This window comes from Nonomuraea sp. B1E8 (assembly GCF_039871515.1).
Taxonomy (GTDB): Bacteria; Actinomycetota; Actinomycetes; order Streptosporangiales; family Streptosporangiaceae; genus Nonomuraea.
This window is the reverse complement of sequence record NZ_JBDPLS010000002.1, coordinates 110,792-132,224: the sequence shown is the minus strand read 5'-3', so window position 1 is coordinate 132,224 and position 21,433 is coordinate 110,792. Positions and strand designations below refer to the sequence as shown.

Sequence of the window (21,433 nt, the reverse complement as noted above, 5' to 3'; positions counted from 1 at the left end):
CTCAGCGGGCGGGCGGCAGGCTGGGAGGCGTGGCGGGCGGGGTCTCCTCCAGGGCGGCCATGGCCAGCTCGATCGCCTTGTCGAGCTGCGGGTCACGCCCCGCGACCCGGTCCTGCGGGGTGATCACCACTTCGACGTCGGGGTCGACCCCGTAGTTCTCCACCCCCCACCCAGGGCCTTCGATCCAGAACGCGTAGCGCGGCTGCGTCACCCGTGTCCCGTCGACGAGCGTGTAGCGCGAGTCGATCCCGATCACGCCGCCCCACGTCCGCGTGCCCACGAGCGGCCCGATCCCGCGGTTCTTGACCCCGGCGCTCACGATGTCCCCGTCGGAGCCGGCGAACTCGTCGGTGACGGTCACGACCGGCCCGCGCGGCGAGTCCTCCGGGTAGCGCATCGGCTCGTACCCGCGGACCAGCGACCACGCGGTGACCTTCCTGGACAGCTTCTCCAGTATCAGCTCCGACAGGTGCCCGCCGCTGTTCTCGCGGACGTCCACGATGAGCCCGTCGCAGGCCATCTCGGTACGCAGGTCGCGATGGAACTGCGCCCATCCCGAGGCCACCATGTCGGGCACGTGCAGGTAGCCGAGCCGGCCGCCCGAAGCCTGCCTGACGTGTGCGCGGCGGTCCTCCACCCAGTCGTGGTAGCGCAGTTGCGTCTCGTCGGCGATGGGGTTCACCACGACCCGGCGCGGCTCGCCCCCTGATGCGGGGCGGATGGTCAGCTCGGTGGGCTGGTCGGCGGTGCCGGCCAGCAGGGCGAGCGGCCCGCGTACCGGGTCGACGGGGCGGCCGCCGACGGCGATGATGGCGTCGCCGGGGCGGACGGCGACGCCCGGGGCGAGCAGCGGCGAGCGGGCGGCGGGGTCGGACGACTCGCTGGGCAGGATGCGGGTGACCCGCCACACGCCGTCGCCGTCCCTGTCCAGGTCGGCGCCGAGCAGTCCCTGGCGGCGGCGGGGGTCGTGGCCGCCGGTGTTGGCCACGGCGTAGGCGTGCGAGGTGCCCAGCTCGCCCTGGGTCTCCCAGAGCAGGTCGATCAGCTCGGAGTGGCAGCCGATGCGGTCGACCAGCGGCTCGTAGCGGTCGAGTACGGCCTGCCAGTCGACGCCGTTCATGTCCTCGCGCCAGAAGTGGTCGCGCATGAGCCGCCCGGCCTCGCGGAAGCCCTGCCGCCATTCGGCGACCGGGTCGATCTGGACGGTGACGCGGTCGAGGTCGATGGTGACGACCTCGTCCCCCTCGGCGGCGGAGCGGGTCTGCAGGCCGTTCTTGCCGTTGGTGACGAGCCTGGCGCCGTCGCCGCTGACCTCGAACGAGCGCACTTCCCTGCCCAGCTCTGCTTTGGCGCGCTTCTTGAGGTCGTACCGTTCGAGCACGGTGTCGTTCTCGGACTCGGTGCCGTCGCCCAGGCGGCCGGTGAGCGGGTGGCGCAGCCAGAGGAGGGCGTCCTTGGCGGTGCGCAGGTTGTTGTAGAGCCCCGAGGACACCGGCACCGCCACCACGCGGGAGGCGATGCCGTCGGGGTCGACCTCGGTGCGCGGCGGCGCGTCGTCCTTCGCTCCGTCGTCCTTGGCGGCCTTGTCGTCCTCACCGTTGAACCCGCGGCCCTGCAGCGAGGGATCGAACGGCGACGGCGTGCCGGCCTGCAGCGGCACGAGGTAGGGGCGGCAACCTTGGGGAAACGACAGGTCGAAGCTGTGGGTGTCGTAGACGGGGTCGAACGTCCGGATCGACAGGAACGCCAGGTGTTTGCCGTCCTTGGTGAAGACGGGGTCGTAGTCGGCGAACCGCATCGGGGTCACGTCGATGACGGAGGTCCCGTCGACGCGTCCGATCTTGATCTGTGACAGCGGCTCGTGGTGGGGGTGCACCCAGGCCAGCCAGCTCGAGTCGGGCGAGAACGTCAGGCCGCTGACGTCTCCTTGCGTGGTGCGGTCGAGCTCGCGGAGGTTCCCGGTTTCGAGGTCGGCGACCAGCAGCCGCCCGTCGTGGGTGGCCACCGCCACGTGCTTGCCGTCAGGGGCTGCCTCCAGGTCGAGCACGCGGCCGAGCTGACCGGTGGCCAGCGTCCTGATCTCGCCTCCTGGCGTGCCGACCTCCAGCCCGTCCTCGCCGCTCGCGTCGGACACCCAGACGGCCCGCCCGTCGGAGTCCAGGGCCTGCGGGAGACGTACGCGGACGCCCGGCCGCGCTTGGAGCACGCCGGCGGGGCCGTCGCGGTGGGTCACCCAGTGGGCGGTGCCGCGGATCTCCACGACGCTGGCCCGCCCGCTCGGGTCGGGCGAGTACGAGCCCGCCCGCAGGGGCGCCGGCCGCCGGGCCCGCCCTGGCCGCGGCCCGCCCAGCCGCACGTCCAGCCGGTACGGCTCGGCGTCCAGGCTCTCCAGCAACCACAGGTCGCCGGCGTGGCTGTAGATGACCCGTTCGCCGTCACCGGCGGCGTGGCGGGCGTAGAACTCCTCGTGGGAGCTGTGCTTGCGCAGGTCGGAGCCGTCGGGCCGGGCGGAGTAGAGGTTGCCGACGCCGTCGATGTCGGCCAGGAACACGATCCTGTCGCCCACCCAGCCGGCCGACCAGTACTGTGCCGCGCTGTCGGCGAACAGCCTGGTGAACGTCCCGTCGCCGTCGGCGTCGACCCAGATCTTGCCCGCTGTGCCGCCTCGGTACCGCTTCCAGTGCGAGGGCTCTCGCCACATCGGCGACACGGTCGCCACCTGGACGCCGTTGACCGCGACGTCGCTCAGCCACCCGTACGGCAGGCGTGTGGCCGGTCCCCCGTCGAGCGGCACCGCGTAGGCCCAGTTCCTGCTGGTCTCGCTCTGCCCGGCCGCGCTGACCGCGAGCACGTCGCCCTCGGGGGTCCATCCGCGTACGCCGGTCGCCGTGTTGCCCCAGTGGGTCAGCCGTTCGCCCTCCGGGCCGTCGATCTCGGCCGCGAACACCTCCGGGGCACCCTCCTTGCCGCTGGTCCACGCGATGCGGCTGCCGTCGGGCGAGAATCTCGGATGCGACACCGATACGCGGTCCGCGGTGAAGCGCCAGGCTCTGCCTCCTGTCAGGGGAGCCAGCCAGACGTCGTCGTCGGCGACGAAGGTCACCATGTCACCGTGCAGGTGCGGGTGTCTGAGGTATGCGCCATTTGTCACAGATGCACACTAATGCGCGAGACCAAGGCCGACCCAAGAATTCTCTCCCCAGCGAACTCACCCTGTCCTCGGAACGACCAAGTCCGGGATGCGCCGGACATGCAGGGGAATGGTACGAATTCCGGCTTCCGCATCCTGTGAGGCACCATGAAGATCCTCGCCCGCCCGCACCAGCTCCCGCCCCGGCTGGCCGCCGCGGCCGTCATCCTCAACTCCGGGCTCAGCAAGTCAGGCGCAGGGGAGGACACCGCCGCGAGCCTGCACGGCATGGCCGCGGGCACCTATACGTTCCTGCACAGGATGAGCCCGGCCACCTTCACCAGGCTGCTCTCCAAGACGGAGATCACCCTCGGCGTGGCCCTGCTGGTGCCGCTGGTGCCGTCGCTCCTGGCGGGGGCCGCGCTGACCGGCTTCGCGGCGGGCCTGCTCGGCCTGTATCTCAAGACGCCCGGCCTGCGGCAGGAGGGCAGTCTGCGGCCCTCCGAGCAGGGCGTCGCGATCGCCAAGGACGTCTGGTTGCTGGGTATCGGCCTGGGCCTGGTGGCCGAGGAGATGCGCGACCGGTGCCGTTGACGATCTCCAGTCCGTGGACGCTAATCCCGGCATACAGGGGTAGCCGGGACGCATGGTACATATCGGCTACACCCTGATGTCGGAACAGACCCCGGCCCGCGAGCTGGTCGACTACGCCGCGGCGGCCGAGCGGACCGGCTTCGACTACGCGGTCATCTCCGACCACTACTTCCCGTGGCTGGAGGAGATGGGGCACTCGCCCTACTGCTGGTCGGTGCTCGGCGCCGCGGCCCAGGTCACCGAGCGGCTCCCGCTCATGACCTACGTAACCTGCCCCATCATGCGCTACCACCCGGCCGTGGTCGCGCAGAAGGCGGCCACGATGGGCGTGCTGAGCGGGGGCCGGTTCACCCTGGGGCTCGGTGCGGGCGAGAACCTCAACGAGCACGTCATCGGCGAGGGCTGGCCGCCGGTCGACACCAGGCACCGCATGTTCGCCGAGGCCGTACAGATCATCAGGGAGCTCTTCAGCGGCGAGTACGTCACCCGCCAGGGCGAGTTCTACGACGTCGACTCCGCCAAGCTCTACGACCTGCCGGAGCGGCCGGTGCCGATCGGCATCGCCGCCTCCGGTGGGCAGTCCGCCGAGCTCGCCGCCGAGTACGGCGACGTACTCGTGGTCAACGAGCCGCTGCCGGAGGTGGTGCAGCAGTTCCACGCGGCGGGCGGCCACGGCAGGCCCGTCTACGGCCAGCTCGCCCTCTCCTACGACACCGACGCCGAGGCCGCCAAGGAGCGCGCGCACACGTTGTGGCGCTGGGCGGCCACCGGCGGCTGGAAGGTCATGGCCGAGTTGCCCGCGCCGGTGAACTTCGCCGCCGCCACCGGCACCGTGCGCCCGGAGGACGTGGCCCGGAGCGTGCCCTGCGGCGACGACGTGGACGCGGTCGTGCAGGCCGCGAGGAAGTACGTCGACGCGGGATTCACCCACATCGCGCTCGTCCAGATCGGCCACGACCGGCAGCAGCCCTTCTTCGACTGGGCGGAGAAGGAACTGCTGCCGGCCCTGCGCTCCCTCTAAGGGACGATGTTGACCAGCTTGGGCGCCCGGACGATCACCTTGCGGGGCGCGTTCTGCAGATAGGGCGCGACCTTCTCCGAGGCCAGGGCCAGCGCCCGCAGGTCGTCCTCGCTGATGCCGGGCGGGACCTCCAGGCGGTCGCGGACCTTGCCCGCCACCTGCACCACGCAGGTGACCGACTCCTGCACCAGCAGCTGCGGCTCGGCCACCGGCCAGCCGGCGAAGGCGACGGGACCGGTGCGGCCCAGCCGCTCCCAGCCCTCCTCGGCGGTGTAGGGGGCCACCAGCGACAACATGACGGCCAGGGTCTCGGCGGCCTCGCGGACCGCCGGGTCGGCCGGGCCGGGGCCGGAGTCGATGGCCTTGCGCGTGGCCGAGGTCAGCTCCATCATGCGCGCCACCGCCACGTTGAAGCGGTAGGACTCGACCAGCCTGGTGACCTCGTCGATCGTGCGGTGCGTGACCTTGCGCAGCTCCACGTCGCCGCCCTCGAACGGCACGCCGGGCTCGCCGGTGACCTCGGACATCACGCGCAGCGCGCGGGCCAGGAACTTCTGCGAGGCTGCCGGCGAGAGGTCGGCCCAGTCGATGTCGTCCTCGGGCGGCCCGGCGAAGATCATCGTCAGGCGCACGGCGTCGACGCCGAAGTCGTCGATCTGCTGGCCCAGGTCCACGCCGTTGCCCAGGGACTTCGACATGGCCTTGCCGCCGTTGATCACCTGCCCCTGGTTGAGCATGCGGACGAACGGTTCGGTGAAGTCGACCATGCCCATGTCGTGCAGGACCTTGGTGAAGAACCGTGAGTACAGCAGGTGCAGCACCGCGTGCTCGATGCCGCCGACGTACTGGTCGATCGGGCCCCACTTGCGCACCTGCTCGGGGTCGAACGGGCCGTCGGCGTAGCCCGGCGAGCAGTAACGCAGGAAATACCACGACGAGTCGACGAAGGTGTCCATCGTGTCGGTGTCGCGCTGGGCCGGACCGGAGCACTTGGGGCACTCGACGTTGACCCACTCCGTCGCGCTGGCCAGCGGGGAGACGCCCTTGGGCGCCAGCGCCTCGCCGCGCATGTCGGGCAGCGTGACCGGCAGTTGCTCGTCGGGGACGGGCACCTCGCCGCAGTCGGGGCAGTGGATGATCGGGATCGGTGTGCCCCAGAACCGCTGCCGGGACAGCAGCCAGTCGCGCAGCCGGTAGTTGACCGCGCCCGTGCCCCTGCCGTCGCGCTCCAGGATCTCGATGATCCTGGCGATGGCCTCGGTCTTGCTCAGGCCGTCGAGCGGCCCGGAGTTGACCAGCGTGCCCTCGCCGGGCGTGGCCTCGCCGGTCTCGCCAGGGTCGGCCAGACCGGTGTGCACGACGACCTTCACCGGCAGCCCGAACTTCAGCGCGAAGTCCAGGTCACGCTGGTCGTGGGCGGGCACGGCCATAATGGCGCCGTGGCCGTAGTCGGACAGCACATAATCGGCCGCCCAGACGGGGATGCGCTCGCCGTTGACCGGGTTGATCGCGTAGCGGCCCAGGAAGACGCCCGTCTTCTCCTTGTCGGTGGCCAGGCGCTCGATGTCGCTCAGCTTGGCGACCTCGGCGCGGTAGGCCTCGAAGTCGGCGCGGTGCTCGTCGGTGACGATCTCGTCGGCCAGCGCGGCGTCGGCGGCGACCACGAAGAACGTGGCGCCGAACAGGGTGTCGGGCCGCGTGGTGTAGACGTGGACCGGCTCGTCGCGGCCCTCGATCTCGAACAGCACGTCGGCGCCCTCTGAGCGGCCGATCCAGTTGCGCTGCATGGTCAGCAGCCGCTCGGGCCAGGCGTCCAGCTGCTCCATGTCGTCCAGCAGGCGCTGCGCATAGTCAGTGATCTTGAAGTACCACTGCGTCAGCTCGCGGCGGATGACGTCGGCGCCGCAGCGCTCGCACTTGCCGGCCACGACCTGCTCGTTGGCCAGCACGGTCTGGTCGTTGGGGCACCAGTTGACCAGACCGCCCTTGCGGTAGGCCAGGCCGCGCTCGAAGAACCGGTTGAACAGCCACTGGTTCCACCGGTAGTAGTCGGGGTCGCTGGTGTGCAGGCGACGCGACCAGTCGAAGGAGACGGCGTAGCGCCGGAACGAGGTGGCCTGCGTCTCGATGTTGGCGTAGGTCCACTCGGCCGGGTGGGCGTTGCGCCTGATCGCGGCGTTCTCGGCGGGCAGGCCGAAGGAGTCCCAGCCGATCGGGTGCAGGACGTTGTAGCCCTGCTGCATCCAGAAGCGCGCGATGACGTCGCCGATGGCGAAGACCTCGCCGTGGCCCATGTGCAGGTCACCCGACGGGTAGGGGAACATGTCGAGCATGTAGCGCCGCTCGCGGGGGTCGGCCGGGTCTTCGCTCGCCCGGTAGGGGTCCTGCTCCTCCCATCGCTGCTGCCACTTGGCCTGCAGCGCCTGCGGATCGTACTCACTCACGGCTACTGTCCTTTGAATTGACTCGGACCCATAAGAAAACCCCCCGTGCACACAACGAGGGGTGGAGCCGCGACGGCGAGATCTTCAGGGCCGTCGCGGCCCGCTAAGAAGCAGGGTCGCGGAACGCATGTGTCAAGCCTAGCGCACGTCTTCGGCTGAATGCAGATACTCGATCGAGGCCGGCGGGCACAATAGATCCTTCAGGTCCAGCGAGACCTGATGGTGATGTATCCGTTGTGACCTCATTCGTCCCAGAAGAATAGCCTTGTCGCCGTGGTGTACCCAGCTGAGCCTGATCGTCCGGACGCCGACCTGCCGCTCCAGGATCCGCCGACCGATCCTGACGGCTTCGCTCGTTTCGCTGCGGAACGGCCTACATCTCCTGGAAAATCCCATGAGATCATGCCTCGGACGTCAAATCCGGATATAAGGGCAAATCCGGACACTACATCGGGAGGGCCGGCCATGGCAGCGGATGATTCCGGATCACACCTGCCGTCCTGGCCCGACGCCCCGCGACGCGACGGATCCGGCCCACGGTCGTCCGGCTCGCACGCCGCCGACGTTCCCACATCGTGGCCCGAGGCACCGGTGCCCGGCCACGGCGACCCCGCGTGGCCGGAGCCGCCGCGCAAGGACGACTCCTGGCCCGAGCCTCCCCGCCGCTCACGCCACGCGGCCTCCCCGCAGGACACGACCGGCCCGTCCTGGCCCGAGCCGCCCCAGAGCACCGCCCCGGGCGCCTCGTCCTGGCCGGACCTCCCGCCGCAGAACACCACCAGCCCTTCCTCCTGGTCCGGCTCCGCTCAGCCCGACCCCACCGCGGTGGGCACCGGCCCTTCCGCGTGGCCCCAGGCATCGCCGCAGCCGGGCGCCGGCGCCGCCTCCTGGCCGGACCTTCCGCCACAGGACCGCGCGGGGCCCTCCTCATGGCCGCCCGGCTCCACGCGGAACGCCGCCGCCCCCTCCTCCTGGCCTGGCGCACCACACCAGGACGTGCCGGCCTCGCGGCCCGAGACCTCCTCCCCCGAGGTGCCCATGTCCTGGCCGGAGGTGTCCCCCCAGAGCGTGGCCGGACCACCGCAGGCCGCCCCGGGATCCTCCCCGCGGCAGGACCGGCCACCGCAGGGCGGCACGAAGGCGCCCCAGCACCCCGAGCAGCGTCAGGTCCCCGACCCGGTGCCCGCGTGGGCGCAGCCGCCGGCCCCCGCTCCCGGCGCGTGGCCGGACGAACCGGCGCCACGGGGCAAGCGCCACGCGGCCGAGTCACCGGAGCTCACGCCCACGCACCACCAGTCCGCCCCCAACCACACCCCGCCCCACGACGGCCCGTCCACAGCCCACCCTCCCCCGTCCTCCGTCCCCGCCTCCGAGCGGACGATCACGTACGCCAAACACTCCGAGAACCTGCGAGACGATCGCGCGGTGCCCTCCACCCCCATGGACTCCCCCCACACTGACACGCCCTCCGGCGAGGACCAGGCCTCCCGCCCCGGGGCGAACCTCAACCGCGACCCCTCCGACCCCGACCGCCGCTTCGTGACGGCGGGCCAGATCAGCGGGTCACGCACCCCGCCGCCAGAGCGCCAGCAGGAGCTCTGGAACACCGTCTTCGGCGACAACTACCAGGCCATGGGCGAGCAGGACGCCCTGGAGGACAAGCCAGGCAAACCCGTCTGGATGTACGCCCTCGGCGGCTCGGTGGCGGTCGCCCTGGTGATCGCGCTGATCTGGGCGTTCCTGGCGGGACCGCTCGCGAGCGAGGACCCGGCGAGCTCCAACGTCGCGGCGCAGCCGTCCGCCTCGAAGAAGCCGCGCGCCACCAAGACCTCGTCGTCGATCGGCCCGCTGCCGAAATACTCCGGCAAGCCCTCCCCCGTCCTCGGCAGGATCCCGGACGCGCCGGCCCGCATCTCGGTCCCGCGCCTCGGCGGTGACTGGCGGCTGGACCAGCGCGCCACGGTCAAGGCCACGTACGGCTTCGACACCCGCCAGTACGTCCAGGTCGCGCCCGAGCGCTACGCGCAGCTGATGACGGCGCCGCTGTCGCAGCGGCTGGCCTCGTACTACGAGCGGGACGACCTGGAGCCGGTCATCAAGCAGGTGGTGCTCTCCGCCCGCAGGAGCTTCTTCCCCAAGGACAACACGGTCCGCAAGATCGCCCAGCAGCCGATCAAGGTGGGCGACTCCACGGGACGGCTGATCGCGTACTCGCTGACGTCGCAGACCGAGAAGGCCACGATCGTGACGATGGCCGTCAACACCGGCGGCAACGTCCCGGCCATCGTCTACATGTCGATCCCGGCCGAGAGCAAGCAGCTCCTGCCCGACATCCGCACGGTCATGAACCAGATCAGGCTGGCCTCCTGACCTGGCGCCTCGACGGCTAGAAGACGCACTCCATGTGCTTGATGCCGTTGATGAAGCTGGAGTGCAGGCGGTCCGGCTTGCCGCCCTCGATGTTCGGGACGCGGCGCAGCAGCTCGCGGAACATCACCGTGATCTCCCGCCTGGCCAGGTGGGCGCCGAGGCAGAAGTGCGGGCCCGGGCCGCCGAAGCCGACGTGCGGGTTGGGGTCGCGGGTGATGTCGAAGCGCAGCGGGTCGGCGAACACGCCCTCGTCCCGGTTGGCCGCCCAGTAGTACAGGACCGCCTTCTCGCCCTTGCGGTAGAGATGGCCGTTCATCTCGTGGTCGCGGGTGACCTTGCGGCGCATGAAGTTCACCGGGGAGGCCAGGCGGACGATCTCCTCCACGGCTCCCGGTGCGCGCCCGTCGATGTCGTCCAGCCAGAGCGCGCGCTGGCCGGGGTTCGTGGTGAGCAGGCGCAGGCCGTACGAGATGGCGTTCCTGGTGGTCTCGTTGCCGGCCACGACCAGCAGGATGAAGAACGAGCCCAGTTCCTGCATCGTCAGCCGCTCGCCGTCGATGTTCGCGTTGACCAGGGACGACGTCAGGTCGTTGGTGGGGTGGTCGGCGCGGTGGGCGGCCAGGTCCTGGACCAGCTGCTGCAGCTCCATCCCGGCGGTGAGCAGGCGGTCGGCGATCTGGGTGAGGTCGCCGCCGGTGTATTCGGGGTCGAAGCCGCCGAGGATGATGTTGGAGCGGTCGAAGACGAACCGGTAGTCGCGCTCGGGGATGCCCATCATGTCGCAGATGATCTTCAGGGGCAGGCGCGCGGCGACCTCGGTGACGAAGTCGCAGCCGGGCCCCTTGGCGAGGAGGTCGCCAACGATGGCGCCCGCCGCCGCCTCGACGTCCGCCTCGAACTGCTTGATCATCTTGGGCGTGAACGCGCGCGAGACGATCCTGCGGAGCCTCGCGTGCCGGGGGTCGTCCATGTTGATCATCGAGCCGAAATACTCGGCGAACTCGGCGGGCATGTCGGGGATGTTCGTCGCGCCGCCCTGACCGGAGCTGAAGACCTCGGGATTACGGCTGGCCTCGAGGATGTCGGCGTGCTTGACCAGCGCGTGGTAGCCGGGCCCCTTGGGCGCGAAGGAAAGCTCCATCTCCTCGAAGAAGGCGGGCGTCTCGCGCGAGCGCAACCGCTCGAACGCCCTCTCTCGCTCGTCCATGGGCCTGGCCCAGAACTCGGGGTCCGACAGATCGAAGTCGAGAACGCTCATGTGGCCATCATTCGGAAAGCGGACACTTACGTCAATGGTCCGGACGTACACCGTACGTTGCCCTTGGACATCCGGGGCGGCAGGCGCTCAGGAACGCCCGGAGCCGAGGTTGAAGCCCATCGGGCGGATCTGGGTCAGCTCGGCCGAGGACGCCGGGCCGAGCCAGTCGAGGATGAGCCGGTTGACCTCGGCGGGCCGTTCGAGATGAAGGAAGTGCCCGGCCCCCGCCACCTGCTGCACCCGCGAGCCCTCCGGCAGGAGGCCGGGCGCGTCCTGTGTCAGCTCGGCGCTCAGGCAACCGTCCTGGGCGCCGTGCAGGTAGAGGACCGGCCCGGTCACCGTGGACTCCACCTCCGGGTAGCGGCCTGAGGGCGGCGTGGCGCCCAGCATGGACCGGTAGTAGCCGATGGCCGCCCGCAGGTTGGCGGGCTCGCCGATGCTGCGCCGGACGAACTCGAGGTCCTCGCGCGCGTCGTACCCGGGCGACCAGTCGCGCCAGAGGTTGCCGATGAAGCCGGGCCTGGCGGCGGCGGCCTCGGCCACGCCCGTCTGGAACAGGAAGACGTAGAAGGAGCGCTTGAGCTGGTCGTAGTCGAGGAAGCGGGCGCCGAGGGCGCCGGGCGGCGGCACGGCGAGGGCCACGGCCCTGCGGAAGCGGCCGGCGGCGCGGTAGACGGGGAAGGCGCCCCAGTCGTGGCCGATGACGACCGCGTCCGCGTCGCCGCCGAGCTCCTCGTGCAGCGCGCGCACGTCGGCGACCAGCGCGGCCTCCTCGTACGCCCCGTCGGCGGGGACCTCGGTGGGCGCGTAGCCGCGCATGAACGGCGCGACCGCGCGGTAGCCGCGCTCGGCCAGCGCGGGCATCAGGTGGCGCCAGGTGTGGGCCGTGTCGGGGAAGCCGTGCAGGCACAACGCCAGCGGCCCCTCCCCCATCGTCAGATACGCGAACTCCACCCCATTGGCGTGGACAGTCCTGATCTCCATGACTGCGAAACCTAGCATTCGGCCCGCCGCCGGAGCACGCACTCCCGCCGCGGCGCTCTCACCAGGTGTGGCGCAGGTGGTTGATGCCGTTGACGAGACGGCGAGTGACCACTTACGTCAAGGGTGCCTCACCTCGAACTCCTGATGAGGTCGGCGCCCTTCTCGCCGATCATGACGGCCGGCGCGTGGGTGTGACCGCGGTTCAGCGTCGGCATGATCGACGCGTCCACGACCCTGAGCCCTTCGACGCCGCGTACCCGCAGCTCGGGGTCCACGACGGAGGCGTCGTCGACCCCCATGCGGCAGGTTCCGACGGGGTGGTAGAGGGTCTCGGCGCGCTCGCGCACCCACTGCGCGAGCTCCTCATCGCTCTCCGGCCCCCAGTACGGCGCCATCGGCCCACCCGCGTACGGCTTCATCGCGGCGGTGGCGAACACCCGCTTGGCCGTCCTCAGCCCCGCCACCAGGCGCCGGACGTCGGCCTCCGCGGTCAGGTAGGCGGGGTCGATCACCACGTCCCTTCCGCTCAGCCCGATCCTGCCGCGGCTGTCCGGCTGCAGCAGCACGACCCCGACGGTGAGCCCGTGGCCGGCCGGTTCGGACAGGCCGTGGTCGACGAACGGCACGGGCGCGTAGACCAGCTCGATGTCGGGCGCGGGCTCCTCGTCCGAGGTCCTGATGAACGCCACGGCCTCGCCGACGTTCGTGGTGAGCATGCCGGAGCGCAGGACGAGATAGCGCAGCAGGTTGCCGATCGACTCGGCCCTGGTCAGCGTCACCGGCTGCCGGCACTCGACGAACACGCCGGTGGAGAGGTGGTCCTGCAGGTTCTTGCCGACCTCGGGCAGCTCGCGCACGACGGGCACCCCGGCGTCGCGGAGCTCTTCCGGCGCACCCACGCCGGAGCGCATGAGCAGGTGGGGCGAGCCGATCGTGCCGGCGGACAGGATGACCTCCCGCCTGGCCCCGATCCGCCCGCCGCCGTACTCGACGCCGGCGGCCCGGCGGCCGTCGAACAGCACCCGCTCGACGGAGGCCCCGGTGATCACGTGGAGGTTGGGCCGCTTCATGGCCGGGTGCAGGTAGGCGTCGGCCGCGCTCCATCTGCGGCCGCGGCGCTGGGTGACCGGCGTGGGGCTGTAACCCTCGTTGGAGCGCCCGTTCAGCTCGCTGAGCCGGGATAATCCCAGCTCGTCGCAGGCCTGGAGGAACGCGGCGGTGGTGACGTTGGGGCTGCGCAGCTCGGACACGTACAGAGGGCCCGAGGTGCCGTAGACGCCGCCCTCGTTGCTGCCGACGCGGCGCTCGGCCCTGGTGAAGTACGGCAGCACGTCGTCGTAGGCCCAGCCGGGCACGCCCCACTGGTCGTAGTCGTGCTGGCAGCCGCGCACCCACATCTGGGCGTTCATGGAGGACGAGCCGCCGATCACTCTGCCCCTGGGCCAGTAGAGCTCGCGGCCGGACAGCTCGCCCTGCTTGGCGGTGGTGAAGTTCCAGTCGTCGCCGGTCTTGAACAGCTTGGAGAAGCCCGCGGGCATCCGGATCGCGAGCTTGCCGTCCCGCCCGCCCGCCTCGACCAGCGCCACCGACACATCCGGATCCTCCGAGAGGCGGCCGGCCAGCACGCAGCCCGCCGACCCCGCCCCGACGATCACATAGTCGTACTCCATGACCCTCCTTGAGGAGTGTTTGCTCCCTGCTTACTCCAGGCGCAGGGGCACGTCCATATCCCGAGGTGGCCCCCGCAACCTGCGTCGGGCCGTGTCCGGGGCGCCACAGCGGGAGAAATCGCGATTTTGCCCTACCGGCCGGTATGTTGCCCCTGCGAAGATGGCGCCGAAGCCTGCTGAGAGGGAGGAAGGCGTCATGCTCAATCTGTCGGTCGTCCTGGAGGACAGCGCCAGGAACACCCCCGACGGCACCGCGATCGTCTTCGGCGACATGCGGCTGCCGTACTCCATGATCGACACTGTCGCCAACCAGGTGGCCAACCTGCTGGTGTCGCGCGGGATCGGCAAGGGCGACAAGGTCGCGCTGGCGTGTCCGAACCTGCCGTACTTCCCGTTCGTTTACTTCGGCATCCTGAAGGCCGGCGCCACGGTGGTGCCGCTCAACGTGCTGCTGCAGTCCCGCGAGATCGCCTACCACCTCGACGACAGCGACGCCAAGGCCCTGTTCTGCTTCGAGGGCACGCCCGAACTGCCGCTGGGTGAGCGCGGGAGGGCCGGGTTCGAGGCGGCCGCCGGCTGCGAGCACTTCTTCGTCCTCCCCGCCACGCCGCTGGCGACCGAGTCCGAGCACGGCGAGTCGATCTGGGCCGCGCTCGGCGGGATGGCGGGCGAGTTCGCGACCGTGCAGACCGCCGCCGACGACACCGCGGTGATCCTCTACACCTCGGGCACCACGGGCCAGCCGAAGGGCGCCGAGCTCAGCCACCAGAACATGCTGATGAACGCCATGGTCAGCGACACGATGTTCCCCGACAGCGAGGGCGGCGACGTCTACCTGGCGGTGCTGCCGCTCTTCCACTCCTTCGGCCAGACCGTCGTCATGAACACGGGTTTCCTGCGCGGCTCGGCGATCGTGCTGATGCCGCGCTTCGACCCCGGCGAGGCGCTCGCGCTCATGACGAAGGAGAACGTCACGTTCTTCGCCGGGGTGCCCACGATGTACTGGGGCATGCTCTCCAAGATCCACGCGGACGGCGTGGAGGTGCCGCGCTCCCTGCGCGTGGCCGTGGCGGGCGGCGCCTCCTCGCCGGTCGAGGTGCTCAAGGACTTCGAGCAGACGTTCGGGGTCGGCATCCTGGAGGGGTACGGGCTGTCGGAGACCTCACCGGTGGCCAGCTTCAACCAGCCCGGCCGGCCCGCCAAGGCGGGCACCGTGGGCACGCCCATCTGGGGCGTGGAGATGAAGCTGGTCGACAGCGACTGGAAGACCGTCGAAGGAGAGGGCCCCGGCGAGATCGCCATCCGCGGCCACAACATCATGAAGGGCTACTACGGCCGCCCCGAGGCGACCGCGGAGGTCATGCGCGACGGCTGGTTCAGGACGGGCGACATCGCGACCCGTGACGCCGACGGCTACTATTCCATCATCGACCGCTCCAAGGACATGATCATCAGGGGCGGGTTCAACGTCTACCCGCGCGAGCTCGAAGAGGTGCTGATCACCCACGAGGCCGTCTCGCTCGCCGCCGTGGTCGGGGTCGCCCACGACTCCCACGGCGAGGAGATCAAGGCGTACGTCATCCGCACGCCCGGCGCCACGATCACCGAGGACGAGCTGATCGCCTGGTGCAAGGAGAACATGGCGGCCTACAAGTATCCGCGCATCATCGAGTTCCGCGACGAGCTGCCGATGACGGCCACGGGCAAGATCCTCAAGCGGGAGCTGCGCTAGGCGCGACGTGCCGGGCGCGTGCCTCCCGTGCCCGGCCCTGATCGGCGGCCTTCCTGTCACCACCGAGAGAAGGGGAACGCTGCCGCATGCCCGAATACCACGACCGCTACATCGTCATCACCGGAGGACCAGGCTCAGGGAAGAGCACGCTGGTCGAGCACCTGGGCGCCCAGGGGTTCGCCACGCGGCCCGAGGCCGGGCGGGCGATCATCCGGGACCAGGTGGCGATCTCCGGCCGCGCGCTGCCCTGGGTGGATCCGGAGTTGTTCGCTGAGCTGATGTTGTCGTGGGACCTGCGCTCGCACCGCACGGCCCCGGGGCCGGGACCGGTGGTGTTCGACCGGGGGCTGGTCGACACCATCGGCTACCTGCGGATGCTGGGGCGTCCGGTGCCGCCGCACCTGCTCACCGCGGCCGAGACGTTCCGCTATCACCGGCGCGTGTTCGCCGCCCCGCCGTGGCCCGAGATCTACGAGCACGACAGCGAGCGCAAGCAGAGCCTGGAGGAGGCGGAGCGGACCTATGAGGCCGTCGTCCGGGCCTACGCCGACCACGGGTACGACGTGGTGGCGCTGCCCAGGGCGCCGGTCGAGGAGCGGGCCGCGTTCGTCGCCGGCGCGGCGCCCCTCTCGTGAAGCGGCCCGCGTTCCCCTCACGACAAGGAGACCTGATGCTGGCGCTCTTCGACGGCGGGGGGCGGGCCTGCGGACGATCTGGGTCGACCGGGGCATGGTGGCGGAGCCGTCCGGGGGTGGAGCCGACCATGTCGTCACGGACGTCGTCGCCGCCATCGACTGGCTTGTTGACGAGAAATCGCCTGGTTCGTACCGATAGCGTGGATCGCGTGCGAGATCGGCCGGAGGACCGGCCGGCGTCCTCGACGAGCCGGTGGTGACCCATGGCGAGCCGCATCCGGGCAACCTGCTGTGCGCGGACGGCCAGTGGTCCCTGGTCGACTGGGACACGGTCGGCCTGGCTCCGCCCGAGCGCGACCTCTGGCTGGTCGCCAAGGAACCGGGCGACCTCGCCCGGTACGCCGAGGCCACGGGCCGCACGCCCGACCCGCGGGCGCTGGCGTTCTACCGGCTGCGGTGGACCCTCGACGACGTGGCCGAGTTCGTGGAGTGGCTGCGCTCGCCGCACGGGCGCACGCCGGACGCAGAACAGGCCTGGACGTCGCTGGCCGGCACCCTCGAGGAGTTGCGCGCGGCCTCCTGAAGGGAGCCGAAAGTTTCAGCCCGGCGTAAGCCCTCCGCCGGCCCTTCCTGGCAGCTCAGCATGTGTTCGACCGCACGGGTCCGTCCCGAGAAGATTGCCAGATTGAAAGTTTCTCTTCACACTCGCAATGTTTCAGCCGCGTGGGAGAGGAACACGATGAACCTGAGATCCCGGATAGCAGGCGCCGTGACGGCCGCCGCGGCCCTCGTCATCGCCGGCCTGATCACGGCGACCCCGGCCTCCTCCGCCCAGCTGACGGAGGTGACCGGCTTCGGCGCCAACCCCAGCAACCTGCGCATGCACCTGTACGTCCCCGACGGCGTGCCCGCCCGCCCGGCGGTCCTGGTCGCCGTGCACTACTGCACCGGGTCCGGCCCTGCCTTCCACTCCGGCACCGAGTTCGCCTCGCTGGCCGACCGGCACAAGTTCGTGGTCATCTACCCGTCGGCGACCAGGAGCGGCTCCTGCTTCGACGTCTCCTCTCCGCAGGCGCTGCGGCACGACGGAGGCAGTGACCCCGTCGGGATCGTCTCCATGGTCAGATACGTCCAGCAACGCCACGGCGCCGACCCCGACCGCACCTACGTCACCGGGGCGTCGTCCGGCGGCATGATGACCAACGTCCTGCTCGGCGACTACCCCGACGTGTTCAAGGCCGGGGCGGCGTTCATGGGGGTGCCGTTCGGCTGCTTCGCCACCACCGACGGCTCCAGCTGGAACAGCGCCTGCGCCAACGGGCAGATCAGCAGGACGCCGCAGCAGTGGGGCGACCTGGTGCGCGCCGCCTATCCCGGCTACAGCGGCCCTCGGCCGCGCATGCAGATCTGGCACGGCACCGAGGACGGCACGCTGCGCTATCCGAACTTCCAGGAGCAGATCAAGCAGTGGACCGACGTCCACGGCCTGAGCCAGACGCCCAGCCTCACCGACCGGCCGCAGCCCAACTGGACCAGAACCAGGTACGGCGGCACCGGGACCACCCCGCCCGTCGAGGCGATCAGCATCCAGGGCGTCGGCCACAGCCTGCCCCAGAGCGGGATGGCCGCCGCGGTCATCGACTTCTTCGGCCTGTCGGCCGGCGGCGGCCCGACCACCTCGCCGACCGTGACGCCGGACCCGCCGGGCGCCTGCCGGGTCACGTACACCATGAACAGCTGGAACACCGGCTTCACGGCGGCCGTCACGATCACCAACACGGGCTCGTCCCAGGTCGGCTCGTGGGCGCTCGCCTTCACGCTGCCCCCGGGCCAGACGGTCACCTCCGCGTGGAACGCCACCGTCTCACCGGCCGGCGGCCGGGTCACGGCCACGAACGCCCCCTACAACGGCACGATCGCCCCGGGCGCGTCGGCGTCGTTCGGCTTCCAGGCCACGCACGGCGGCGACACCGCGGAGCCGGACTCCTTCGCCCTCAACGGCGCCGCCTGCACGACCTCCTGACGGGAGAGCGGCTCCACCCGCACTCCATAGCCAGCCGTGAGCGATCAGGATGGACCGGCTCCCCGGGCGGCTCTTGACGGCGCGTGTAAGGTTTCCGAAGTGCTTGATCGGCATCCGCGACAAAGGTGAGCTCATGTCATACCCCTCGCACGATCGCTATGATCGCCGCCCTGGATCGGCCGGACCACGGGTCAACCCGGCGCGAGTGTGGGGAGGAGGGGTCGCCGCAGCCGTCGTGGCCGCGCTGATCGTCGTGGTCGGCGTGATGATCAGCAAGAGCCTGCTCGGCATCCGCGTGATCGCCCCCGACGGCGATCCCGTCTACGGCAGCGCGGCGACCACGGGCTACGCGATCTCGGCCGCCGCGGCCGCGCTCGTGGCCACGCTGCTGCTCTTCGTCCTCATGCTCTCCACGCCCGAGCCGGCCAGGTTCTTCAGCTGGATCGCCGGGCTCTTCGCCGTCATCATCACGATCCTGCCGTTCATGCACTCCGCCGATCTCCTGGAGCAGATCGCCACGGCCGCCATCAACCTCGTCATCGGCATCGCCATCGCCTCGTTGCTGACGTCGATCGGGCGCACGGCCCTGGAGGAGGCGCCGGAGCCCGAGCCCCACCCGTACGAGCAGCCTCGGGGCTACGATCCCCGCGGCTACGACCAGCCCCGCGGATACGATCGGCCGCACTACGAGCAGCCCCGCTATGAGCAGCCGCGCCACGAGCGGCAGGGTTATGAGCAGCGAGGTTACGATCAGCGCGGCTACGAGCGCCGCGACCACGATCCCTACGACTGACGGCGCCCGTCACGCGGGAGGACCGGCCGGCCCTCCCGCGCGGGCCGTCACGGCCAGTCGACCGCCGGCCGCAGCGGCACCCCCGACCGGCCGTTCCGGTCGAGTTTGACACCCAGCACCTGGTGGAGCTGCACCTTGTTGCGCTCGAAGCCCACGATGCAGCCCGCCATGTAGAGGGCCCACACCCGGGCCGTGCCCATGCCGACCTCCTGGACCGCGTCGTCCCAGTTGGCGTCGAGGTTGTCGCACCAGTGCCGCAGGGTCTTCGCGTAGTGCTCCCTGAGGTTCTCCTCGTGGCGGATCTCGAAGCCGAGGTCCTCCATCTGCCTGATCAGCAGGCCCACCGACTCCAGCTCGCCGTCGGGGAAGACGTAGCGGTTGATGAAGCCGCCCTTGTTGAAGGTCTTCTCCTTGCCGGTCGGCCGGGTGATGCAGTGGTTGAGCAGGCGCCCGCCGGGCTTCAGCTTCCCGTTCAGGAAGGAGAAGTAGGCCTGCAGGTTGGCCTTGCCGATGTGCTCCGTCAGGCCGATCGAGCTGACCGCGTCGAAGCCGGTCTCCTGGACGTCGCGGTAGTCCATGAAGCGGATCTCCGCCAGGTCCTCGAGGCCGGCGTCGGCGATGGCCTTCTGCCCCCACTCCGCCTGCTGCCTGCTCAGCGTCACGCCCAGGGCCTTGACGCCGTAGTGCTGGGCGGCGTGGATGACCATGCCGCCCCAGCCGCAACCCACGTCGAGCAGACGCATCCCCGGCTCCAGCCCGAGCTTGCGGGCCACCAGGTCGAACTTGGCGAACTGGGCCTCCTCGAGCGTGGAGCCCTCAGAGGGGAAGACGGCGCACGTGTAGGCCATGGACGGGCCCAGCACCCACGCGTAGAAGCGGTTGGAGACGTCGTAGTGGTGGTGGATGGCCTCGGCGTCGCGCTGCTTGGCGTGGCGGGAGCCGAGCCTGGCAAGGGCGCTCTGGCGCATCTCCTGCGGGGGCGGCGGCACGCGCATGAGCAGCGGCTTCATGCCGAGGGCCCGGACGGCGGCGAGCTTCTCCGACGTCGTGAGGTCGTTGGTGGTGATGTTCCACATGCGGTCGAGCAGGGTGTAGAGGTCTCCCTGCACGTCAAGGTGCCCGGAGACGAACGCCCGGGCCAGGCCCAGCTCTCCGGGCGCCTGCGCGAGGTAGGCCACCGCGATCGGGGACTTCACCTCGATGGCCAGGTCTGCCCCGTCCGGCCCGGCCTTGCTCCCGTCGTAGGCCGTGAACGCGACATTCGCGTCCGTGCCGACGATCTTCTCGAAGATGGTTGCCAGCGCCATCCGTGTTTCACCTTCCCCGTACACACTTTTCGTACAGGTCCAGCAGGCGACCGTTCGGGTCGTATTCCCGCTTGACCGGCCGGTAGGCCTCGCCGTTGTACAGCTGCCAGAACTGCTCCGGGGCGTAATAGGAGGTCGAGTAGAGCGACTTGTGCCCGTCGAGCTCGTGGACCGACCGCTCGATGAGCCGGTTGTAGTAGCCGTCGAACTGCCCCCGCGGCAGCGGCACCATGCCCCAGAATCCGAAGTTGACGTACAGCTTGCCCGGCTCGAGCGGATAGAGCGGCCAGCGCGAGCCGGCGCGGAGCGGGCACATCCACACAGGTGTCATGCCCACCTTGTCGTGGAAGAAGTCAAGGAACTCGGCGCCGCGCTCGACCGGGACCTCGACGTCCTGGATCACCGACTCCTGCACAGGCTGGTCGCGCCACCGGTCGATACGGGCGGTCAGGCCGTATTTCCGGTCGAGCGCCACCAGCTTGCGGTAGACGTCGGAGCGCATGTAGCGGCGCGGCATGAGCGAGCGGATCATCGGCTGCTGCACGCCGAAGGCCCGCGAGCACCAGAACCAGTCGGTGTCCCAGCGCCACAGGTAGTCGCGGACGGTCAGCCAGTCGCGGCTGCGCTGCCGGATCGACTGGTAGTAGATGCGCATCCCGGTGTAGTCGGACACGTAGGGGGCACGATCGGCGAAGCGTCCGAGCGTCAGATACATCTCCCCCGGCGTGAAGAAGACGCCGTCCACGAAGTCGACGTTCTCGCCGTCGTGGACCATGCTGTCGCAGATCTCCTGCATGGCCAGCATGCACTTGCCCGCGTCGGTGAACCTGACGTGCGTGAGATGCACGTACGGCCGCACCTTGCGGAGCTTGATCCGGATGCGCAGCGCGTAGCCCAGCGTGCCGTACGAGTTGGGGAACGCGCGGAAAAGCTCGCGGTGTTCGTTGTCCTCGCGGGCCACGACGACGCGCCCGTCACCGGTGAGGATCTCGAGCTCCTCGACCGACTCGTGCGGCAGGCCGTCGCGGAAGCTGGTGGACTCGATGCCGAGCCCGGTCACGGCGCCGCCCAGCGTGATGGTCTTGAGCTGCGGGACGACGTAGGGCATGAGCCCGTGCGGCAGCGTGGCGTCGACCAGGTGTTCGTACGTGGTCATGCCCTGGACCTCGGCCGTCATGGTCTCCGGGTCGACGCTGATGACCTCGTCGAGATCGCGGGCCGAGAGCTTGGCCGTGCGGCCCTGGTCGCGGAACCTGAAGAGGTTGGACGTCGATTTGGCCAGCCGGGGCGCGGCGCCGCCCGGGATCTCGGCGTAGGACCGCCGGATCTGCTCTACTGCCCGCTGGTGTGTCGACATCGTCGTCGTCACGGAAGCACCCCCTTGAGCCGGTAGAGATCGCCGGTAAGACGTTATCTCTCGCGGGCGGCCCGAACCAGACCGGGGTCGTTAAAGACACGAAAACTGTTTATCG

The 21,433-nt window shown here is 70.2% G+C and carries 15 protein-coding genes; 8 read left to right on the top strand and 7 right to left on the bottom strand.

Features of this window, described 5'->3' with window-relative positions; genetic code table 11:
- Position 1 precedes the first annotated feature (1 nt).
- Positions 2 to 3,151: a PDZ domain-containing protein gene (locus tag ABGA98_RS09635; protein ID WP_347617842.1), complete on the bottom strand. Its 3,150-nt coding sequence runs from the start codon at positions 3,149 to 3,151 to the stop codon at positions 2 to 4.
- Positions 3,152 to 3,298: 147 nt separating this feature from the next.
- Here ABGA98_RS09635 and ABGA98_RS09630 point away from each other — a divergent pair, with 147 nt between their 5' ends.
- Positions 3,299 to 3,724, top strand: coding sequence for a hypothetical protein (locus ABGA98_RS09630; RefSeq protein ID WP_347617841.1), 426 nt, complete (start codon positions 3,299 to 3,301; stop codon positions 3,722 to 3,724).
- 52 nt (positions 3,725 to 3,776) lie between these two features.
- Positions 3,777 to 4,745 (top strand): TIGR03557 family F420-dependent LLM class oxidoreductase, encoded by a 969-nt coding sequence (locus ABGA98_RS09625; RefSeq protein ID WP_347617840.1) that lies wholly within the window; start codon positions 3,777 to 3,779, stop codon positions 4,743 to 4,745.
- Here the strand turns inward: ABGA98_RS09625 and leuS are convergent.
- Positions 4,742 to 7,189, bottom strand: coding sequence for a leucine--tRNA ligase (gene leuS, locus ABGA98_RS09620; RefSeq protein ID WP_347617839.1), 2,448 nt, complete (start codon positions 7,187 to 7,189; stop codon positions 4,742 to 4,744). The two genes, ABGA98_RS09625 and leuS, sit on opposite strands and share 4 nt — an antisense overlap.
- A gap of 465 nt (positions 7,190 to 7,654) precedes the next feature.
- Here leuS and ABGA98_RS09615 point away from each other — a divergent pair, with 465 nt between their 5' ends.
- Entirely contained in the window at positions 7,655 to 9,559 is a 1,905-nt protein-coding gene (locus tag ABGA98_RS09615; protein ID WP_347617838.1) for a hypothetical protein, read from the top strand.
- A 16-nt stretch (positions 9,560 to 9,575) separates the two neighbouring features.
- Here ABGA98_RS09615 and ABGA98_RS09610 read toward each other — a convergent pair whose 3' ends face one another.
- From ABGA98_RS09610 to ABGA98_RS09600, 3 genes are all read right to left on the bottom strand, one after another.
- Positions 9,576 to 10,817 carry a cytochrome P450 gene (locus tag ABGA98_RS09610; protein ID WP_347617837.1) on the bottom strand — a complete coding sequence of 414 codons (1,242 nt, stop codon included), beginning with the start codon at positions 10,815 to 10,817 and terminating at the stop codon, positions 9,576 to 9,578.
- Between the two features lie 87 nt (positions 10,818 to 10,904).
- The gene (locus ABGA98_RS09605) at positions 10,905 to 11,801 is read right to left on the bottom strand and encodes an alpha/beta hydrolase (RefSeq protein WP_347617836.1); all 897 of its coding nucleotides are present in this window, start codon (positions 11,799 to 11,801) and stop codon (positions 10,905 to 10,907) included.
- Positions 11,802 to 11,929: 128 nt separating this feature from the next.
- Complete coding sequence (locus tag ABGA98_RS09600) at positions 11,930 to 13,471, bottom strand: GMC family oxidoreductase N-terminal domain-containing protein (RefSeq protein ID WP_347617835.1); 1,542 nt, start codon at positions 13,469 to 13,471, stop codon at positions 11,930 to 11,932.
- A 196-nt stretch (positions 13,472 to 13,667) separates the two neighbouring features.
- Between ABGA98_RS09600 and ABGA98_RS09595 the strand changes: the two genes are divergently transcribed.
- From ABGA98_RS09595 to ABGA98_RS09575, 5 genes are all read left to right on the top strand, one after another.
- Positions 13,668 to 15,203 carry a long-chain fatty acid--CoA ligase gene (locus ABGA98_RS09595; RefSeq protein ID WP_347617834.1) on the top strand — a complete coding sequence of 512 codons (1,536 nt, stop codon included), beginning with the start codon at positions 13,668 to 13,670 and terminating at the stop codon, positions 15,201 to 15,203.
- Between the two features lie 86 nt (positions 15,204 to 15,289).
- Positions 15,290 to 15,838: an AAA family ATPase gene (locus tag ABGA98_RS09590; RefSeq protein ID WP_347617833.1), complete on the top strand. Its 549-nt coding sequence runs from the start codon at positions 15,290 to 15,292 to the stop codon at positions 15,836 to 15,838.
- Between the two features lie 256 nt (positions 15,839 to 16,094).
- The gene (locus tag ABGA98_RS09585; protein WP_347617832.1) at positions 16,095 to 16,421 is read left to right on the top strand and encodes a phosphotransferase; all 327 of its coding nucleotides are present in this window, start codon (positions 16,095 to 16,097) and stop codon (positions 16,419 to 16,421) included.
- 156 nt (positions 16,422 to 16,577) lie between these two features.
- Complete coding sequence (locus ABGA98_RS09580) at positions 16,578 to 17,861, top strand: PHB depolymerase family esterase (protein ID WP_347617831.1); 1,284 nt, start codon at positions 16,578 to 16,580, stop codon at positions 17,859 to 17,861.
- A gap of 133 nt (positions 17,862 to 17,994) precedes the next feature.
- Positions 17,995 to 18,654, top strand: a complete 660-nt coding sequence (locus tag ABGA98_RS09575; protein WP_347617830.1) for a DUF6069 family protein — start codon at positions 17,995 to 17,997, stop codon at positions 18,652 to 18,654.
- Positions 18,655 to 18,701: 47 nt separating this feature from the next.
- Here the strand turns inward: ABGA98_RS09575 and ABGA98_RS09570 are convergent, their stop codons facing one another.
- Positions 18,702 to 19,961, bottom strand: a complete 1,260-nt coding sequence (locus ABGA98_RS09570; protein ID WP_347617829.1) for a cyclopropane-fatty-acyl-phospholipid synthase family protein — start codon at positions 19,959 to 19,961, stop codon at positions 18,702 to 18,704.
- 7 nt (positions 19,962 to 19,968) lie between these two features.
- Positions 19,969 to 21,318: an FAD-binding oxidoreductase gene (locus ABGA98_RS09565; protein WP_347618338.1), complete on the bottom strand. Its 1,350-nt coding sequence runs from the start codon at positions 21,316 to 21,318 to the stop codon at positions 19,969 to 19,971.
- Positions 21,319 to 21,433: the final 115 nt, after the last annotated feature.